This window comes from Cohnella endophytica (assembly GCF_003628305.1).
Taxonomy (GTDB): domain Bacteria; phylum Bacillota; class Bacilli; order Paenibacillales; family Paenibacillaceae; genus Cohnella; species Cohnella endophytica.
The window spans coordinates 352,000-371,950 of sequence record NZ_RBZM01000002.1; the positions used below are offsets into that span (position 1 = coordinate 352,000).

A 19,951-nucleotide genomic window follows, 5' to 3' on the forward strand; every position below is an offset into this window, starting at 1 on the left:
TTTATTAATTAAACAGCGCTTTTTTCGATTCGATCCTTTTTTTCATCCTAAGCGAGGTTCCGCCTTCCGGGGAACTGACGACGTCGAACTCGTCCATGAAATTTTCCATGATCGTGAACCCCATGCCCGATCGTTCAAGCTCCGGACGGGACGTGTATAACGGTTGGCGAGCCAACTCTAAATCCTCGATGCCTTTGCCTTGATCGCTGATCGCGATCGTTACCATCAATCCGTCGATTTCCGCTTCGACCGTTACTAGCCCTTCGGCGCTGCCGTTGTAACCGTGAATGATCGCATTCGTAACCGCCTCGGAGACGACCGTCTTGATTTCGTCCAATTGCTCCAACGTCGGATCCATCTGCGAGATAAACGCCGCCACCGTAACTCTAGCGAACGCTTCATTCTCCGATCTGCTCGCAAACGTCAGCTTCATCTGATTATGTCCGCTCATGATACGACCTCCAGACTGGAAAGCGCTAAACGCTCGGTGTCGTAGAAGGATAAAATCTTGAATAAGCCGGATAGCTCGAACAAACGTTTCACGCCCGTTTGAACGTCGCATACGACCATTTTCCCGCCACGGCTCTTGACGAGCTTATAACGCCCGAGAATAACGCCTAGACCTGAGCTGTCCATAAATTGCAACTCCCTTAAGCTCAGGACGACGTGGTCGCACCTGCCTCTCAAAATCGCATCCTCCATCTTAAACCGGACGATATCCGCCGTATGATGGTCTAATTCTCCTCGCAGACGAACGATCAAAACATTACGATGCTGCTCCAGCTCGACCTGTAAGCTCATGCCCATATCCCCTTCCCCAATCGCGCGAGCAACGCTCTGCCGCATGTCCTTGCCTTGTCTCCAATTCTACGGAAGGCTCTCCCATTCCTGCCCTCCGACAAAACTAGAAGCAACATCGCCTCCTTCGACAAATCAAGCCAAAGAGGCGGCGACGTTATTCCCGTCAAACCGCCCGATTAGGCACTTATTCGGAGAGAAACAACTTGCCGGTCGCCCTGCGCAGCATCGTCCACCAACCGGCTCGGCTAACGGCCAACGGCGATTCTACCGGAAACTCCGACAACACTTCATCTCCCCGATAGACGATCAGTTTGCCGATCGGTTGGCCGATTTCGACGGGTGCCTTGATATTCGGCTCAAGCACGAGCTCCTGGCGAATGCCTTTACCCGCGTCTCCTTTTTTCAATAGGACGCTATACGAATGTTTCGCGGTCAGCGGTATTTTGTCGACCTTGCCTTTCTGCACCGTTAATGTACCGATCGGATCGCCTTTCTTGTAGAGCGGAATGTTCGTATATTGCGCAAAAGCATAATCGAACAAATGCGATACCTCGGCATTGCGAGTTTTCGTGTTCGGTTCGCCCATTACGACGGCGATCAGACGCAAGTTGTCCCTGCGGGCCGTCGCGGACAAACAGAACTTCGCTTCGCTCGTGAATCCCGTCTTCAGCCCGTCCGCCCCGCTGTAGAAACGGACAAGCTTGTTCGTGTTTACGAGCCAAAACGGCTTCGGACTACTCTTGCGTAAATAATCTTGGTACATTCCCGTATATTTCGTAATTCCTTCGTATTTCAGCAGTTCGCGCGACATGAGCGCGATATCGCGCGCAGAGGAGACGTGCCCCTCGGCGGGAAGCCCGTTACAGTTTACGAACTTCGTGTTTTTCATGCCGAGATCGCGTGCCTTCTCGTTCATCATCGCCACGAATTGCTGTTCGCTGCCTGCGAGTTTCTCCGCGAGAGCGACCGAAGCATCGTTGCCGGAAGCCATGGCGACGCCTTTCAGCATTTCGTCGACCGTCATTTCCTCGCCCGGCTCCAGAAATATTTGCGATCCTCCCATCGAGGATGCGTATTCGCTCGCTTGAACTTTATCGGTCAGCTTCAGCTTCCCTTCGTCGAGCGCTTCCATGACAAGCAGCATCGTCATAATCTTCGTAATGCTTGCCGGCGGCAACGAGATATCGCTATTTTTCTCGTAGATTACCGTTCCGCTATCCGCATCCATTAGAATCGCGGATTTCGCGCTCGCGGCCATGTCGGTAACCGCCGATTTCGGCGTAGGTTCCTTCGCTACGGCGAGAGTCGGAAGGGCAAGGACTAACGAAAGTACCCCCGAGAGTAATTTCCATTTCAGTTTCCCACCATGCAATCTTGTCAAATGTGGTTCTCCCTCCTGTGGCCGCTTAATAGCCATCGTTTTATTTAGTATTAAGTCTGTCCCGATGGAAGGGTAAATATTCCCATGAGGGAAATGCCATCGCGAAACGAAAACGAAAAAAAGCCCCGATCTCTCGGGGCTTGTTCGTCGATTACGGCTATTGATTGAAAGATTTTGCGATTTTTCTTCGCAGGTACCACCTAGCGGATAATATCCCGATTGCCGAAAGCGAGAGCGCGTAACCGATTATCGGGAGCAACGGTCTGGATTCGCCGGTTTGCGGTAAGGCGTTCTTTCCGCCATAGCCGTTCTTACCGTGATTGTCCCCTGCAGGCGTTCCCGATTTTCCATCGCCCTTGTTATGCCCGGAATTCCCGTTATTTCCGCCTTGTTCTTCGTTTCCGCCGGAAGGATTACCGTTGTCGTTGCCTGAATTTACAGGCGGCTTCTCGGCTGCTTTTGCCAGATAGAGCCCCGCATCGATCGTCAAGTTGCGTTGCCCGGCCGATAGCGTAAACAATTCCGTATAACCGTCTTTATCCGCGTTGGAATCCGTTTCAATGGAGTTGCCGGCTCTCGATTTCGTGAACTTATATCCTTGAGGCAGATCGAACTTAATTCGATATTTGCCCGGATAGAGCTTCAAGAATTCATAATAGCCTCCATTTTCCGTTATCGCGGTTGCAACAACCGATCCTTCCTCGTTGTACAACGTCACTTGAATCCCGTCTTGACCCGCTTCGCCCGCGTTCTGGATCCCGTTTTTGTCGGCATCGATCCAGACGTAATTGCCCACGGAAGCCAATTTAACGAGACCGGCGTCAATTGTCTTGTTATAGACGCCCGGTTGCAGATGGATTACGGCCGTTAATCCATCCGTTCCGGCGTCCGAATCGATCTTGTCGTCATTGCCGACGAGATAGGGGGATAAGGCGTAACCGTCCGGGACAATAAACTTGACCGAATAGTCGTTAGGCAGCAAATTTTTGAACTCATAGAATCCGGCTTTGCCGTTCTCGTCGTTTTCCGTAACGGTAGTCGCGATAACGGCGTTGTATATGTTATAGAGTTCCACCTGAACGCCGTTTAAGCCAAGTTCACCGGGATCTTGAATACCGTTCCCGTTTTGATCCAGCCACACGAAATCTCCTAGCTTGGACAATTCGATGACCGGCGCCAAATACATTCCCGCATCGATGTCCGCGTTGTCTTCTCCCGGTAACAGCGTAACGTAATCCGTAGTTCCGTCTAAGCCCGCATCCGAATTGTTCGAACCGGTACCCGCACCTTTAATCGTAAACATATAGGCCGGCTTAACCGTAAACTTCACGCGGTATTTACCCGGAATCAGCTGAGTGAACTTATAATAACCCGGGACTCCGGCGTTGTCGGCCGTTGTCGTCGTACGGATAACGGTACCGTCTTCGGCCAGCAACTCGACTTTTAACCCGTTTAAGCCCTTTTCTCCAACGTCCTGAATTCCGTTCTGGTTCAAATCTTCCCATACATAATCGCCGATGGAAGCCGGTAGCACGATACCCGCGTCGATCGTGAGGTCGTCTTGCCCGGCAATTAAAGTGATGACGTCCGTCCAGCCTGCTTCGTTCACGTTGGAATCCGTTGACGCGCTAGCACCCGTTGCGTATTGTCTCGTGAAAATATACCCGCTTGGCAAATCGAACTTCACTTTGTATTTGCCCGGATACAAATCGGCGAACGAATATTTGCCGTTCATATCCGTCGTCGTTGTAACCGGCACCGCTCCGGCCATTATAGGGGCGCCGTTCTCGTCATAAAGACCGACCGTGACGTTGGACGCCGCGGTAGCGACCGGCTCTCCGTCTTGAGATCCGATTATATTATCGTCCAACCATAAGGTATCTCCGAGAGTGACGAGTTTGACAAGTCCTGCGTCTACGCTCAATTTCACTTGCCCCGGCACTAAAGTAATAGCGGAAGTCAATCCGTTCGTCCCGATATCGGAATCCATGTTGTCATCCGAACCTGCTTTTCGCTGCGTAGCCACGTAGCCTGCCGGAATATCGAACTTAACGACATAAGTACCGGGCACGAGATTTCCGAAATAATAGGCGCCTCCGCTGCTCGTCACGACCGATGCGATCGGGTTTCCGTCCTTATCCGTGGCCGGAGTAACTCCGTCGTTTGCCATAAGTTCGACGGTAACACCGTCGACCCCGGGTTCTCCGGCGTTTTGAATACCGTTAAGGTTACGGTCCATCCAGACATAATCGCCGAGCGCCGCGAGTTTGACGATCCCCGCGTCGATGGTCATATCGTCTTTGCCCGGCGGCAATATAATCGAGTCCGTAATGCCCGTCGAAGGATTGACGTTAGAATCGATTGTATCGCTCGCCGCGTTTTTAGCAGTGAACATATAACCTGCCGGCAGTGCGAACTTTACTTTATAAGTGCCCGGCAACAGCTTCTCGAACAAATATTTCCCGTTAGTGTCGGTTACCGTGGTGGCGATTACGGTATTCAGATTGTTCAATAGACTTACCGTGACTCCGGCAACCCCCGGTTCTAATGGACTCGCCGGATCGGCAGGATCGATTTTGTCCTGTTTGCCGTTGCCGTTCTTGTCGTCCCACAACAAATCTCCAAGAGAGACAAGCTTGACGAGGCCGGCGTCGTAACCCAGTTTGACGTCTCCGGAAGCAAGCGTAACCGTCTCCGTGCGTCCGGTCGTTAAATCCGCGTCCGAATCCAGTTCGTCGGAAACGGCCGTGTTGCCTCCCGTATCTTTCGGGGAGAAAATGTAATAATCGCTCGGCAACTTGAATTCGACGATAAAATCGTCCGGCCACAGGTTCGTGAACAAGTATTTGCCGTCGGCATCCGTTGTCGTCGTGAATAACAAGTTGCCGCTGCCGTCGAGAAGGTTAACGACGACATTCTCGACCCCGTGTTCGGTCGCGTCCTGGATGCCGTCCGCGTTCTCGTCAAGCCATACGTAATCTCCGATCTCGGTGCGGGTCAATATGCCCGCGTCGAGATTGTCGTATTGCTCGCTCCAAGCCAAAATAACCTCTTGAGTCATTCCGTAATCCGAATCCAGCTTGTTCGGATTCGCATCGGAATCCGACTCGGGATGCAGCAAGCCGTTCGATCCTTTGCTCGTAAATTCATAATCGGTCGGAAGATCGGTAAACTTCACGCGGTAAGTACCCGGCATCAGATTCGGGAACCGATAATATCCTTTGTCGGGTCCTTTATTAGCCGTCGTAACGAATGAAATGTCGTTTCCGTACACGTCGCTCGTTACGTGAGTATAGACATGAGTGAGCGGATCGACTTGATACAATTCCACTTTAACGCCGTTCACTCCGATTTCGCCGGCATCTTGAACGCCGTTGCCGTTGGAATCCAACCAAACCCGATCCCCGATCGAAGCTAACGTACGTACCCCTGCGTCGATCGTATTGTCATAGCTGTAATCCAACGCTACGGCATTCGTGATTCCGACTTTATTCGTGCTCGGCGGCGCGGCAGGCTGTTCGATAGCATCGGAGTCCGTAGCCGTAGCGCCTTGATGAACCTGGGTGAACCAGTAGCCTGTCGGCAGCGTGAATTTTACTTTATAAGATCCGTTAGGCAAATTGGAAAATTTGTACAATCCGTCGGTTCCCGTAGTCTGCGAAGCGATCGGTTGATTATAGGCGTCGTTCGCCACCGGAAGTCCCGATACGGCGTCCAACAACTGAACGACCACTCCGCTTACGCCGACCTCCGTTCCGCCGTCTTGCTGGCCGTTACCGTTCACGTCCAACCATACGAAATCGCCGATCGAAGCTAACGGAATCAATCCCGCGTCGATCGTCATATCGTCCGTACCGGACAACGTAATTTGCGGCGTCGATGCTTTCGTCGCGGACGGCAGCGCGGGAACGATCGGATTGGAATCTTTCGCCCTATCTGCGCCCTGCGCCGCGCTCGTGAACAAATACCCTGCCGGACGGGTAAAATCGACCGTGTATTTTCCCGGATACAAATGATCGAATTGATATTTGCCGTTCGCATCCGTCGTAGCCGTTCGATAATTGCTAGTCGGGACGACGTTCGCGTCGTCCTCGTAATGCAAGACGACGGACACGCCGCTCACGCCGGTTTCTCCGGCGTCTTGAATTCCGTTGCGGTTCAGATCTTTCCATACGAAATCTCCTAAAGACAACAATTTCACGAGACCCGCGTCCACGTTCAGATTGGAATCGCCCGGATTCGGAAGGCTTACGTTATTCGTGGTTCCCTTTGTTTGAAGCGTAGGAGAGTTATTGGTGCTCCTATTCACGTCGGAATCTAGCGCGGAATTCCCTCCCAAGCCTTTTTTAGTAAATCCGTAGCCGGTCGGCAATACGAACTCTACTTTATACGTTCCCGGGAGAAGGTCCTTGAAAAGATAATTTCCGAAAGCGTCGGTCAACGCAGTCCGATTCGTCGTCCCGTTCAGCTCTTTAACCGGATTACCGGAGCCGTCCTGCAAATTAACCGTTACTCCGCTTTTTACCGGCTCTCCGGCATCCTGAATCCCGTCCGCGTTCGTATCTTCCCAGACGAAATCCCCGATTTGAACCGGTTGTACATATCCGGCGTCGATCGTATGGTTAATTTCGCCGAGTTGGAGATCGATGACGTCCGAATCTCCGTTCGTGCCCGGATTGGAATCCGTCGTTTTGTTGGTTCCTTTTTGTTTGAAGGTCAAGACGCGATCGATGCCGCCGATCGTCACCTTTTGAGGGAATCTAACCTTGTACTTGCCCGGCAGCAATCCCGTAAACTCGTAATAGCCCGGATTTCCCCCGTTATTCGCGGTGATCCTCGTACCTTGCGAAACCCACGTACCCGGAGTCGTTTCTTTTAATAGCTCGACCGTCTCGCCGTTAATTCCTTTGCTTGCCGCTTCATCCTGCAAGCCGTTTCCGTTCGTGTCTTCCCAGACGTAATCGCCGATCGCCCCGAGCGGAGGATAAAGACCGGCATCGATCGAGAAATCGTTAGCCGTCAAATGAACGACGTCGGAAACAATCGTTGCGCTTTGGTCCGGAGTCACCGCCGTTCCTCCGACGTTGGAGTCTTTATCCGTAGCGCCGATTCCTTTTAATGTCCACGTATCGTAAGGATTCGCCGGATTTACGTATGCATCCGCGCCGGAACCGTATGTATATTCGCCCGGTTGCAAGGAAGGCATCGTAAATTGAACTTTATAATCCCCTGCATCTAGATTCGGGAATAAGTAGTAACCCGGATTGCCGGCATCGTCGTCTCCCGTTACGGTAAAGACGGGGACGTGCTCCGTGACGCCGTCATTATCGTAATCCTTCGTAAACGGTGTTCCGTCGGACTTCAACAGATCAACGCGCACTCCGTTAACGCCGGTCTCTCCGGCATCCTGAATCCCGTTTTTATTGATATCCAGCCAAACGTAATCCCCGAGCTTCAGCTTCGGGTCCGGCAAAATATGCACGCCGACTTTAGGAGGCTCGGCAGGCTCTAGCGATGACCCGCTTAACTTGTAAGCTTGCTGACCGAACGAGTTCCAAGCGATTTTTTTGTTGGGAGCGCCGACCGGCGCTTTCATCGTCCAAACGATGTTTTTGGAAGCTCCCTTGGCCAGCACATCCGTTGCGACGAACACGAACTTTAAAGCCGTTGCGGTCGTCAAATCGACGGGCGGCGTAGTCGTCCACGTCGTTCCGGGATTGTTCATTTTGGGGTGGGCATCCGTGCTGTAATAAACCGTGTAGCCTACCGGATCCGCCGGCAACGACGGTAGCGGTGCCGTTAATACCGTGTTCCAGGTCGTACCCCGACCGCCTAACAACGCGCCTTCGTCCCCGATTTTCGGAAGCACGTCGACAACGACGATATGGTCTAACGGTACGTTTCCTTTATTGAAAACGGTCAGCTTATAATCGACTCTACCGCCCGCAACGGTCGTTCCGAGCGTATCGCCGGGATCCCCGTCTTTCCATCCGTCGGGCACTTGTCCGAGCATCCAGCCCGAATCCAATTCTCCGCGAACTCGCTTATACGATCCAAGGGCGGCTACTTCGTTTACCGTGAATTGAGCGCCGCTGATAATTAACTTGTCCGCGATCGAACCATCGCCGTCATGGTCGAAGAGATCATCCTTCAAATCGAACCAATAGTCGTTAAAATACGGATGGGTAATCGAATTCGTCGTCACTTCCGCATAGTTAACGTAAGTAGTCGGATCCGCGTACGTGTTCACTTTCGCTTTGTATCGGATCACGAAATAATCGTTATTATCCATCTCGACGGATCCCGTGAATTTCCACGTCATTAACGTATCGGTACCCGCGACGCCCAATACGGGCGAAGCAAGCGTACCGACGTTCGGGAAACCGCTGCTTGCGAAAATCGTCGAGCTCCCGGGCACGTAAGTTAATGAAGGAGGCAACACGTCCATCACGATCGGATCGTAAAATTTATCGCTTGCCAGGTCGGTGTTGGTCACTTTGATTTCAAAATCGATAATTTGATCCGGCGAATAGGAGCTGCCGCCCAGGCGCGTTTTCTTCAATTCGACAAGCGGTCGGTCTCCCCACAATAATACGGTTGCAGGATCATGAAAGACTGTCGGCGTCCCATCGAACGTGTAGTAAAGATCCGCAGTATTCTCTACCTTTTGACCTGCAGCATCCACATTGTAACTATCGTCTAACGTGTAAGTGATTTCGAATTCGGACAGTTGGGCGAAGGAAATCGGCAACGCGCCTGGAATGTCGAATTTCACTCCGGTTACTTTGGTGCCGGGTGGAAGATCGCCAATGTTAAGCGTGTCCGCGGTCTTGCTGTTGGCAATATGTTTCCATAACGTCCAGTCGTCGCCGATCGCGTTCGTCGCGTAATAGACGTCGTAACTTTGGCTCGGAATATCCTGAAAGATCGCGGTGCGTATCGACTTGACATTAAAATCGACCGCGACGCCCGACTTATCTTTTTGAGGCGTCAAGTCGACGATGCTGGCATTCGTCAGCACCGTGTTAGAGTAGTTGTGAAAACCGCCTATGTAGAAGGTAACGTCTTGTCCTTTGGATATTTCTTGTTGATGGACATTAACGTTTTTGTAGAACACGCCGCCCAGCCCGTCATCCAAAGGGGTCGTTACGAAACCGTGGGTTACGGAAGCCGGAAGATTGACGATCGTGCCCGAACCGATCGCGTTAAACGTGACCAAGGCGTTATTCACGACGCACTTGGCCGGAACGGAACAATCGAACGTATTAAAATCCGCAGTAGGATAATTTACCGTAACGTAATAACGCGTATCGTCGCGCATGGATCCGGGATTAGACCATGTGACCTTATTCGTGCTGGAATCGTATACTCCACCGCTGCTTGCGGATACGAATATGGAATGATCGGGTAATGTGTCCGTTAGCGTTACCTTTTCGATATCCAATTGTCCGATATCGTCGGCGGATTGATTATTGTTGAAAAAAAGTTCGTACTGTACGTTTCCGCCGGCCATAGGAATGGGATGCGGAGAAACCTTCGTTTTCGTTAGACTCCAATCGGCCGATGCGGTAGCCGTTACCGTAACGTCGTTCGACGTTTCGACGTCCGTAGCGGCATCGTCGGTGCTATAAATTCTAGCCGAAGTCGTCGTTTGGGTCCCGTTAGCGGTGACGTAAGGCAAGTAGCGAGCATTTACCTGCAAAGTATAGGAATCCCCTTCAACGGGAACTGTCGGATCAAAGCTGAACGTCAGCGTTTCTCCCGTCGTCGTTCCGTCGATCACGGTGCCGCCGCTCCTCGTTACGCCCGAAATTACCTGAATCGGCACGTCGCCCAAATATTGAACGCCTGCGGGCAAAGGAAATTCCAGCTTTAATTTGGTGAAATTCAACGTGTTCGTACTTAACCCGGAGAAGCTGAACTTTATGTCGTACGTAAAAGCTTTACCCGAAGGAACGGTCGGCACGTCTGTCGACAAGCTCATAATGATGCCGTTCGACGGATCCGAATCCGCATTTGCCGTTGGTTTAGGGAGCCAACCGTAATTCCACAGCAAAGTAATGGCTAGAAATACGAAAAATAAAGACTTAACTTTCTTCATTACGAATTTCTCCTCTTAATTAATTATTTTGAAGTTCCGCGCTTACGATTAATCGATGAGTCGCTTTGCGTATCGGATCGCACGTAATGAGAGTCAATCTAGAAACGCTAGTATCATCCTCAAGAACAGACACGTCGTCCGGCATTACGATCCGGCTATCGAAGACGATATAACGATACGTGCCTACCGTCGTGTCGATATCAATGATGTCGCCCGGCTTGAGCTCGCCCAAACGATTGAAATGCCTTCCGAAAGTCCAGCTCCGATGCCCGGCCAAGACGAAATTCCCCTTTTGTCCCGGCATTCTTTCGTCCAAGACCGTCCCCGCTCCCTCAAGCAATTCAGCCGCTTGCGTTCCGCGAACGATCGGTTCGGTCAATTTGATAGATTCGATGCGAATAGAACCTAGCAATCGTTTTCCGTTCACGGTTTTCCACTGCGGCAGTTCCGTTTCCGCCGATGCCGGCGAGATCTCGGATTGAGGCGTCTCCTTGCGGATGTCCCGACTCCACTCGCTTAGAAGTTTCAACTGTTTCTTTTCTTGCACGTGGGCATCGAATTTCGGATAATAAGCCATGGCTAAACCGACTAAGACAACAAACCATAGCACAACGGTTACGATTCGGCCTGACATCCTTTTTTTCATTTTCATTGAAACGATCGTCACCACTCTTCGCAAATCGATCTTTTTCAACATGCCACGCAATATTATACAACAACTATTCTGAACAATTTTTGATATTTAGGGTTAGAATCGAAGATTTATAGGAAAAAAGTCGAATAAAAAAAAGTCCTTTCGACCGCACGGGGTCTAAGGACTCATTCACTAAACTATACAAGTCTATTTCACGATACCGAAGTCATCTTACATTTTCGGAATGACGTTCAGAACGAGCGATAAAAATTGTTCCTTCACGACTTCCGTAGTCTCCATGACTTCTTCGTGGGAGAGCGGCTGATCCAGAATGCCCGCGGCCATGTTGCTGATGCAGGAAATTCCGAGCACTTCGATACCCGAATGCCTAGCTACGATAACCTCTGATACGGTGGACATTCCTACCGCGTCCACACCCAGCGTGCGCAACATGCGAATTTCGGCCGGAGTCTCGTAGTTCGGACCCATCAAGCCGACATAAACGCCTTCTTGAACGGAAAAACCCAGTTGCGCCACCGTTTCCTTCGCGATCGCGCGCAAGCGCGGGCTATACGCATTGGACATGTCCGGGAAACGAACGCCCAGCGCGTTATCGTTCGGTCCGATAAGCGGGTTACGGCCCGTAAGGTTGATATGATCCGAAATCAGCATCAGGTTGCCGGGACTGTAGCTCATGTTAACGCCGCCGGCCGCATTCGTTACGAGCAGCTTCGTTACGCCCAGCGCCTTCATGACGCGAACCGGAAGCGCCGTACGTTCCGGCTCGTATCCTTCGTACATATGGAAACGTCCGCGCATTAAGATGACGCTGCGTCCTTGGAGCATGCCGATCAGCAATTCTCCCGCATGACCTTCGACCGTGGACACGGGGAAATGAGGAATATCCTCGTAAGGAATCGTAACGGCATCCTCTAATTCATCCCCTAGAACGCCTAAACCCGATCCTAAGATTAAACCGATCTCCGGACGGACATCCGTCGTCGTGCGAATAAACGCCGCCGCTTCCTCGATCATCGCTTTCGATGTTGCTTGTGCCATGGACAACCTCTCCTCTAATCCTATTGGTGCACGTTTTTGGCAGCTTTAGTATTACTACTTTAACAATTCAAGGAAACTCTTCCCGTGCGTCGCGTACTTGACGCCGAAGTTGTCGGCGATCGTCGCGGCCAAGTCCGCGAAGCTGGCGCAATCGGGGATTTCCCCCGACTCGGCGAAGCCAGGGCTCCAGGCAAGCAGCGGCACGAATTCCCGCGTGTGGTCCGTTCCCGCGTGAATCGGATCGTTGCCGTGGTCGGCCGTAATGAGAAGCAGATCATGCTCTCCCATTGCCGCCATCAGATCGGGCAATGCCCTGTCGAACTCCTCCAACGCGCGTCCGTAGCCTACCGGATCGCGACGGTGGCCGTACAACGAATCGAAATCGACCAGGTTCGTAAAAATGAAGCCGTGGAAATCGGACTTCATTTCCCGCAGCGTAGTAGCGATGCCGTCGGCGTTACTCTTCGTCGGAATGGCGCGCGTTATGCCTTCCCCGCTGAAAATATCGTTGATCTTCCCGACTGCGATGACGTCCAGCCCATTCGCCTTCAGCGCGTTAAGCACCGTTGGCAGCGGAGGTTTTACGGCATAATCGTGACGGTTCGGTGTACGCTTGAATTCGCCGGGTTTGCCGACGTAAGGACGCGCGATTACGCGACCGACGGAAAACTCGTCCTTCATCGTCAGACGACGAGCGACCCGGCATGCGTTGTAGAGCTCCTCCAGAGGAATGACCTCCTCATGGGCAGCCAGCTGGAACACGCTGTCCGCGGAAGTGTACACGATCCAAGCGCCGCTTTTCATTTGCTCGGCTCCTAGCTCGTCCAAGATTTCCGTACCGGACGCCGGCTTGTTCCCGATGACGGACCTGCCGGTCTCTTCTTCGAATTGCCGAAGCAATTCGGCGGGAAATCCGTCCGGGAAAGTGCGGAACGGCGTGTCGATGCGAAGCCCGGTAAGCTCCCAGTGTCCGGTCATCGTGTCCTTGCCGACGGATACTTCCGACATTTTGCCATGATAACCGACGATGTCGTTGTCTTGCCGCCAATCGCCGAGTTGCGCGATATGGCCTAGTCCTAGACGGCGCATATTCGGCAAAGCAAGTCCTTCGACACGCTCGACGATGTGTCCGAGGGTATGCGCGCCTCTATCTCCGTATTGCTCCGCATCGGGCAATTCGCCGATACCCACGCTGTCCAATACAATTACCGTTACCCGTTGAAATGCCATAATTTTAGCCCTCTTTCATTCGCATGATGCTTATCAAGTGCGCGCCCTCGGATGATTGCGCTCGTATACTTCTTTGATTTTCGGTTTATCCGCCGTTAAATACATCTGGGTCGTGGAAGGCTCCGAATGTCCCAACATTTCCTGAACCGCTCGGATATCCGCGCCATTATCGAGCAGATGGGACGCAAAAGAGTGGCGAAGCGTATGGGGAGTAACGATCATGCCCAGTTGATCCGCATACTTCTTCAGCACTTTCCAGAAGCCTTGGCGCGTGAGCCTCGTTCCAAGGTGGTTCAAAAACAGCGCTTCGACAGGCTTGTCCGAGTTCGTCATACCGGTTCTCGCTTCCGCTAAATACCGGCCGACCCAAAACGCAGCCTGGGAGCCCACGGGCACCATTCTTTCTCTGCCCCCGGAACCCAAGCATAACAAAAATCCCATGTCGAGTCTAACATGGCTAACGTCGAGAGAAATCAATTCGGTTACGCGCAAGCCGGTCGCGTACAGGAGCTCGAGCATCGCCTTATCCCTCAAGCCATTCATGCCGTTCTCCGTTTCAGGAAGAGCGAGAAGCTTATCCAGATCGGCCGTCTCGACCGTTCTAGGCGGCTTACGATCGATTCTGGGAGCTTCGAGCTGAATAGCCGGATCGTAATCCACTGCCCGGCGTATCGTTAAATATTTGAAAAACGATCGTATGGAGACGATTCTGCGCGTCAGCGTCGCCGTAGAACGGCCTGCTTGTTTTAAGTTGCTCAGATATCCCGTTAGATGATGCGCGCGCAGCTCGTTCGGGAGTATAAGCCCGGCGGACTCCAGATAGGCGATCATATCCGATAAATCGCTGGAATAGCCTTGGGAAGTATGACGGGAAACTCCGCGCTCCTCAAGTAAATATTCCAGATAACTATTTAACCAGCTTCTCAGTTCCATTTCCGTCGACCTTGCCTTCCTTACTCGCGATTTCACCGCAAGTCCTGTGGGCTACCGTTTCCGGCACGTTTTTGTATTCCACGCGATAGTGGACAAATCCTTCCGGGGGATTACTCTCCCAGCCAATAAAACAACCGAAGACGATCTCCGGGAGAGCTGTCAGGATCATCCCCTTCTCCCGCGTGAAACACCTTGAAGGCACGGCCTTCCGGAACTTTATAAGGATCGACCGGCTTCAGCCAACTATGGAACCAGCCGAAAAAACCGTGCATGAATACGGCTAACGCAAGAAACAGGAGCGTAAACTGCAGACGCTCCCACCATTTATCGTAAGATTGTTTCATCGCGCATCTCCCCTTCTCGTCCAAGCTCATACTCATCCGTATGAGGAAGGGGAGCAAATCATGTCACCACAAACTTTCTAACGGGATATAAGGAACGCCGACCGCCTCGGCGACTTGGCGATGAGTAATCGATCCCCGGTACGCGTTAACGCCCAGCGCAAGCATCGCGTTGTTCTTCACCGTTTCCCTGAAGCCTTTGGCCGCGAGATGAAGCACATAATCGATCGTCACGTTCGTCAAGGCTAACGTCGAGGTGCGCGGCACGGCGCCGGGCATATTGGCGACGGCATAGTGGATGACGCCGTGTTTCTCGTACGTTGGATTTTCATGCGTCGTTGCGCGGTCGATCGTCGCGATAGAGCCCCCTTGGTCTACGGCGACGTCTACGATAACGGCGCCTTTTTTCATGGTCTTGACCATCTCTTCGCTGACAAGCCTCGGCGCGCGCGCTCCGGGTACGAGAACGGCCCCGATAAGCAGATCCGCTTTCTTCACCGCTTGGGCGATATTATACGGATTGCTCATAAGCGTCCGCAATCGTCCTTGGAATACGTCGTCCAAATAGCGCATCCGATCTCCGTTTTTCTCGAGCACGACCACTTCCGCTCCAAGTCCGAGCGCCATCTTGGCCGCGTTCGTGCCGACGATCCCGCCTCCGATGATAATGACTTCGGCGGGAGGTACGCCCGGAACTCCGCCTAGAAGAACGCCTCTGCCTCCTTGGAAAGCCTCCAGGAATTTTGCTCCTTCCTGCACCGCCATCCTTCCCGCCACCTCGCTCATCGGCGTCAAGAGCGGCAGACTGCCGTTCGTCGCTTGTATCGTCTCGTAAGCGATCGCGGTAACTTCGCTCGCCATAAGCGACCTGGCCAATTCCGGCGCGGCCGCCAGATGCAAATACGTAAATAAGAGCTGCTCTTTGCGAAAAAAACCGAACTCTTCCGGCAACGGTTCTTTTACCTTTACGATAAGATCCGCCTGAGCCCATACCTCGGCCGCATCCGTCGTTAGCTTAGCGCCTGCGGCGACGTATTCCTCGTCCGCGAAACCGCTCCCGTTGCCGGCTCCTGGCTGCACGACGACGGATTGACCTTGACGCACGATCATCTCGCAACCCGCCGGGGTTAGGGCGACTCGGTATTCTTGCTTCTTGATTTCTTTCGGCAATCCAACGATCATATTCGTTTCCTCCCGCCTAATACGCTTCTGTCTCATCCTCTATAGAATGACCAGAGCTCGAGAATATATCTATTGTCATCGCCGTCCTCGTTCGTTGATTTTCATTGTTTTCCTACATTGGATTGCTTATGATAAATATACGTACGTCTATTAAGTACATAACGTGCAAAAGGGGCCTTAACATGCAAGCGATTCTCGTCGACGACGAAAACTTGGCGCTGAAGGACTTATCCAGACAATTGGAAAAAATCGGCGGAATCGAGGTTGTCGCGACCTTTAATTACGCGAGCGAAGCCCTTGAAGCGATCGAATCGTTAAAGCCCGATATCGTCTTCCTCGATATCGAAATGCCGGGAATGTCGGGCATCGAAGCCGCGGAGAAATTACATGGGTTCGATTGCGATCCCTTTATCATATTCGTTACCGCATATGAAGAATACGCCGTTAAAGCTTTCGAGCTGGCAGCCCTGGACTACATACTTAAACCGATCAACACCGAACGGTTAGCCCAAACGGTGCGCAGAATCGGTCAACACCGACAACTGGGGACGTCGATCCCCCTCGCGAATAACGTCGTAACGATTCGATGCATGCAACGATTGCATATCGATTACGGCAAAGCCGAGCCTTTCTCGTGGAGAACAGCCCGTTCCCAAGAATTGTTCGCTTACTTGGCGTACAAGCGCAACCAACCCGTCCGGAAAGATATATTGCTGGAGCTCCTATGGCCGGATACGGATTACAAAAAAGCTTTCACGCAGTTGTATACGACTATCTATCAGGTCCGCAAATCGCTCGAATCCGCCGAATTGTCGATCAAGCTGACGAATAGCGGTTCGGACTACTATTTAGATCTCGCGGACGCCGCATACGACGTTCAAGAATGGGAGAACGCCGGATTAAATATGCCCGAATTGAACTCGGAGACGGCTGCGCTGTATCAGAAGTGGCTAATGGACTACACTGGGGATTATCTAGCGGAGCACGATTATAGATGGGCCGAGAGCGAAAGAATCAGGCTTCGCGATCTCTGGATATGGCATGCGCTCGAGGTTGGACGAGTATGGCGTGAAGCGGATTGCCGCAAGGAAGCGCTCGGGCTTTATGAAATGATCGAAAAGAGATTTCCTTACTTGGAGGAAGCCTACTTGGCCATGATGCAGATTCATGCCGAGAACCTCGACGCGCAAAGAGTGAAAGGTACTTACGATCGATTATTCGCAATGTTCCGGGAGGAGTATGCCACGCTGCCTTCGCCGGAAACGAGGCAATGGTACGATCGGTGGATGCAACGATAATGAAAGAGGGGCTGCCGAGTTCGATTGCGTTCACTCGACTGCCCCTTATCTTTTTACTCGGCTAATAGCTTCTCGATATCCGGCGCGATCTCAAGCGGCTTAACCGGAGGTTCGATTAGCTTCACTACCCGCCCTTGGCGGTCAACGAGAAACTTAGCGAAATTCCATGTGATTTCTCCGCCCGTCTGTTCGGTCAAGTAACGGAACAAAGGATCCGCGTCCTCTCCTTTTACGTCCACCTTCTCGAATATGGGGAAGGTGACGCCGTAATTGATGCTACAGAACGCTTCGGCTTCCGCAGAAGTGCCAGGCTCTTGTCCTCCGAATTGATTGCAAGGAAAACCTAGAACGACTAACCCCTGATCTCCATACTTCTCATGCAACTCTTGCAGTTCCTTGTATTGAGGAGTCAACCCGCATTCGCTGGCCGTGTTGGCGATCAGTAGAACTTTGCCCTCGTATGAGCCAAGATTGACTTCTTGACCGTTTGCCTTGCGATTCGTGAACGAATAAATAGACATTTTTATTCCTCCCAATATGTTTTGGTAATTTATTGTGACGGATTTTGCTGTACTTTTTTCAACATCTCGGTAATTTGGGCGCGTAACGCTTCCGCTTCCCCGGAGGACACTCCCGCTTGGCAAAATAATTGCTCCGGAATTGCCCGCGCTTTATCCTTAAGCGCCGTCCCTCTTTCGGTCAAAGCGATGATGACGCTGCGTTCGTCTTGTTTATCCCTTACCCTCGTAAGAAGACCCGTTTGCTCCAGCTTCTTCAGCAGAGGCGTTAGCGTTCCGGAATCCAAGTACAGTCTCTGTCCTAGCTGCTTAACCGTGATCCGATCCTTTTCCCACAACGCCAACATCGCGATGTATTGGGTATAGGTAAGTCCGATTTCCTTCAGCAACGGATGATACAGCTTCGTGATCTCCCTAGCGCAAGCGTATACCGCGAAACACAGTTGATTGTCTAGCTTTAATACCGAATCGGTACCCATCGACGCCTCCTTTCTCTCGCTTTCGCTCGCCTCGATTGATTGCATGCAATTTAATCGCCATTAATATATCATCTTCGCCAGAGCGTGTCAAAACCTTGACACCCCCATAAAGATTGTATACAATTTAATTTATAACAAGGGAAATGACGATCGATCATTTCGGCCGGGAGGCGATAATCATGTCTTTATACGATATTCCAGTACAATCCGCGCGAGGAGAGGCTCTTAATCTGTCCGATTACGAAGGCAAAGTTATGCTCATCGTGAATACGGCAAGCAAATGCGGCTTCGCTCCCCAATTCAAAGGGTTGCAACGGCTTCACGAGACCTACGCTGGCGAAGGTTTGGCCGTTTTAGGCTTCCCTAGCAACCAATTCGCCAATCAGGAGCCGTTGGAAGGCGATCAGCTCGCCGAACATTGCCAGATCAATCATGGCGTTACCTTTCCCCTGTTCGCCAAAATCGACGTCAAGGGCCGCGGCATTCACCCGCTCTATAAACATCTAACGAAAGCCGCACCCGGATTCCTTGGATTAAAAAGCATCAAATGGAATTTCACGAAGTTTCTCGTCGACCGACATGGCAAAGTCGTCAAACGCTTCTCCCCTACCGATACGCCCGAAAAAATCGAGAGCCAGATCCGCCTGCAACTGTCTAAAGATTAATAGGATTATAACTATCCGATAACGTGAAAGAGGCTACCCCGTCTAATCCGGGGTAGCCTCTTCGATTCGCGTTAGGAGTTAGGTTTGTCCGATTCGGCTGCCTGGCATTTCGCGCAGACGCCTTGGAAGTCCAGACGATGATCGAGCACGGAGAACCGATATTCCAGCTCTAGGCGCTCTTCGAGAGGCCCTAGCCAATCTTCCATGATCTCCGTCATGGATCCGCACTTGACGCAGATTAGATGATGGTGGTGATGCTTATTGCTATCCGTACGCAGATCGTAACGGGCAACTCCGTCACCGAAATTCATCTTCTCGACGATATGCATTTCGCTAAGTAACTCTAAGGTGCGATACACGGTAGCAAGGCCGATTTCGGGCGCTTTGTCCTTTACGAGCATGAACACGTCTTCCGCGCTCAGATGGTCTTCTTCGTTCTCAAGGAGTACGCGAACCGTCGCTTCCCGCTGCGGGGTTAGCTTGTAGCCCTGGGACTGCAGTTGTTGTTTGATTTTATCGATGCGGGCTTCCATGGTTTCCCCCTCCGGTCGCTGGTACACTTCCTTTCATTATAGGATGAGCCTCTTAGTTAAGTCAAACCTCGCAGCGTCATTTGGAAGAAAAAGTCGTATTTTCCACCGCCACAACAGCCGGAGACGTCGGCGCGACGCGCTCCAAAATTCGCGGGGAAACAAAAGCTTCATAGAGCGAAGCAACGATCAGCATGAGAAGCATCATTCCCGTTACGGCCGTGTGCGCGAGGAATGGAGGCATTAGCTGCCCTTTACGCCGGAATAATCGCTCTCGAACGACGAAATAAGCGAATCTTGCCGCGGAGATGCTTGCGATCATGAGCGCCGGAACGATGATTGCGTTCTGCGGGGCGGTAGCGACCAAGAAGAACAATACGCCCTTCCAAGCCAACTGCTGCGCCAACAGCGCGACAGCGAATCCGATCAGCACGCCTTTCAGAAAATCCAGCACGAGCACGAGTGGAAGTCCGATGACCGACAAGCCCAGAAACCAGATCAATAACAGCCATTTCCCATAAAACCAGAAGCTATCCCAAAAGGAAGTTGCCGCGGACGTATGCTGCGGGTCTTTAACCGACGACAAGTACGCGCCGAGATTATCGGCAAGCTCCTGCTGCTGCTCCAACGTTAGCGCGTTAACGAGCATCGCCCCGAAGATTGCTCCTACAATGACGAGAACTCCGACGAATACGTACAAATTCAAGTTATCCCGAGCCGACAAATTCCACAGCTTGATGTGCATGGAAGCTTCCTCCTCGTCCTTCAACCCAGACACGCCTCGTGCCTATGTGTATGA

General features: G+C 52.0%; 16 protein-coding genes. 2 read left to right on the plus strand and 14 right to left on the minus strand.

Annotated features, from left to right (window positions below; genetic code table 11):
- Positions 1–4: 4 nt before the first annotated feature.
- The 10 genes from spoIIAB to ald form a co-directional block, all read right to left on the minus strand.
- A complete protein-coding gene (gene spoIIAB, locus D7Z26_RS03790; RefSeq protein ID WP_120974729.1) occupies positions 5–451 on the minus strand; it encodes an anti-sigma F factor in 447 nt (148 codons plus the stop codon).
- Positions 448–801, minus strand: a complete 354-nt coding sequence (spoIIAA, locus tag D7Z26_RS03795; protein WP_120975018.1) for an anti-sigma F factor antagonist — start codon at positions 799–801, stop codon at positions 448–450. Before spoIIAA ends, spoIIAB begins: the two co-directional genes overlap by 4 nt.
- 184 nt (positions 802–985) lie before the next feature.
- Positions 986–2,158, minus strand: a complete 1,173-nt coding sequence (locus tag D7Z26_RS03800; protein WP_233566639.1) for a D-alanyl-D-alanine carboxypeptidase family protein — start codon at positions 2,156–2,158, stop codon at positions 986–988.
- A gap of 181 nt (positions 2,159–2,339) precedes the next feature.
- On the minus strand, positions 2,340–10,283 hold the full coding sequence (locus D7Z26_RS03805) for an SdrD B-like domain-containing protein (protein ID WP_120974731.1): 7,944 nt from the start codon (positions 10,281–10,283) through the stop codon (positions 2,340–2,342).
- Positions 10,284–10,302: 19 nt separating this feature from the next.
- The gene (locus D7Z26_RS03810; RefSeq protein WP_158602179.1) at positions 10,303–10,935 is read right to left on the minus strand and encodes a class D sortase; all 633 of its coding nucleotides are present in this window, start codon (positions 10,933–10,935) and stop codon (positions 10,303–10,305) included.
- A gap of 213 nt (positions 10,936–11,148) precedes the next feature.
- A complete protein-coding gene (locus tag D7Z26_RS03815; protein WP_120974733.1) occupies positions 11,149–11,976 on the minus strand; it encodes a purine-nucleoside phosphorylase in 828 nt (275 codons plus the stop codon).
- Positions 11,977–12,030: 54 nt separating this feature from the next.
- Entirely contained in the window at positions 12,031–13,206 is a 1,176-nt protein-coding gene (locus D7Z26_RS03820; RefSeq protein ID WP_120974734.1) for a phosphopentomutase, read from the minus strand.
- A 33-nt stretch (positions 13,207–13,239) separates the two neighbouring features.
- A complete protein-coding gene (locus tag D7Z26_RS03825) occupies positions 13,240–14,139 on the minus strand; it encodes a tyrosine recombinase (RefSeq protein WP_233566599.1) in 900 nt (299 codons plus the stop codon).
- Positions 14,140–14,249: 110 nt separating this feature from the next.
- Positions 14,250–14,483: a DUF4227 family protein gene (locus D7Z26_RS03830; protein WP_120974735.1), complete on the minus strand. Its 234-nt coding sequence runs from the start codon at positions 14,481–14,483 to the stop codon at positions 14,250–14,252.
- Positions 14,484–14,546: 63 nt separating this feature from the next.
- On the minus strand, positions 14,547–15,662 hold the full coding sequence (gene ald, locus D7Z26_RS03835) for an alanine dehydrogenase (protein ID WP_120974736.1): 1,116 nt from the start codon (positions 15,660–15,662) through the stop codon (positions 14,547–14,549).
- Between the two features lie 182 nt (positions 15,663–15,844).
- Here ald and D7Z26_RS03840 point away from each other — a divergent pair, with 182 nt between their 5' ends.
- Positions 15,845–16,960 carry a response regulator gene (locus D7Z26_RS03840; protein WP_158602180.1) on the plus strand — a complete coding sequence of 372 codons (1,116 nt, stop codon included), beginning with the start codon at positions 15,845–15,847 and terminating at the stop codon, positions 16,958–16,960.
- 53 nt (positions 16,961–17,013) lie between these two features.
- Here the strand turns inward: D7Z26_RS03840 and D7Z26_RS03845 are convergent, their stop codons facing one another.
- Complete coding sequence (locus D7Z26_RS03845; protein WP_120974738.1) at positions 17,014–17,481, minus strand: glutathione peroxidase; 468 nt, start codon at positions 17,479–17,481, stop codon at positions 17,014–17,016.
- A gap of 29 nt (positions 17,482–17,510) precedes the next feature.
- The gene (locus tag D7Z26_RS03850) at positions 17,511–17,957 is read right to left on the minus strand and encodes a MarR family winged helix-turn-helix transcriptional regulator (RefSeq protein WP_120974739.1); all 447 of its coding nucleotides are present in this window, start codon (positions 17,955–17,957) and stop codon (positions 17,511–17,513) included.
- A 179-nt stretch (positions 17,958–18,136) separates the two neighbouring features.
- On the opposite strand from D7Z26_RS03850, the gene D7Z26_RS03855 reads away from it, so the two are divergent.
- Positions 18,137–18,622 carry a glutathione peroxidase gene (locus D7Z26_RS03855; protein WP_120974740.1) on the plus strand — a complete coding sequence of 162 codons (486 nt, stop codon included), beginning with the start codon at positions 18,137–18,139 and terminating at the stop codon, positions 18,620–18,622.
- A 71-nt stretch (positions 18,623–18,693) separates the two neighbouring features.
- On the opposite strand, the gene fur is transcribed toward D7Z26_RS03855, so the two are convergent.
- Together fur and spoIIM are read right to left on the minus strand one after the other, a co-directional pair.
- Complete coding sequence (fur, locus tag D7Z26_RS03860; protein WP_120974741.1) at positions 18,694–19,155, minus strand: ferric iron uptake transcriptional regulator; 462 nt, start codon at positions 19,153–19,155, stop codon at positions 18,694–18,696.
- Positions 19,156–19,231: 76 nt separating this feature from the next.
- Complete coding sequence (gene spoIIM, locus D7Z26_RS03865; RefSeq protein WP_120974742.1) at positions 19,232–19,897, minus strand: stage II sporulation protein M; 666 nt, start codon at positions 19,895–19,897, stop codon at positions 19,232–19,234.
- Positions 19,898–19,951 lie beyond the last annotated feature (54 nt).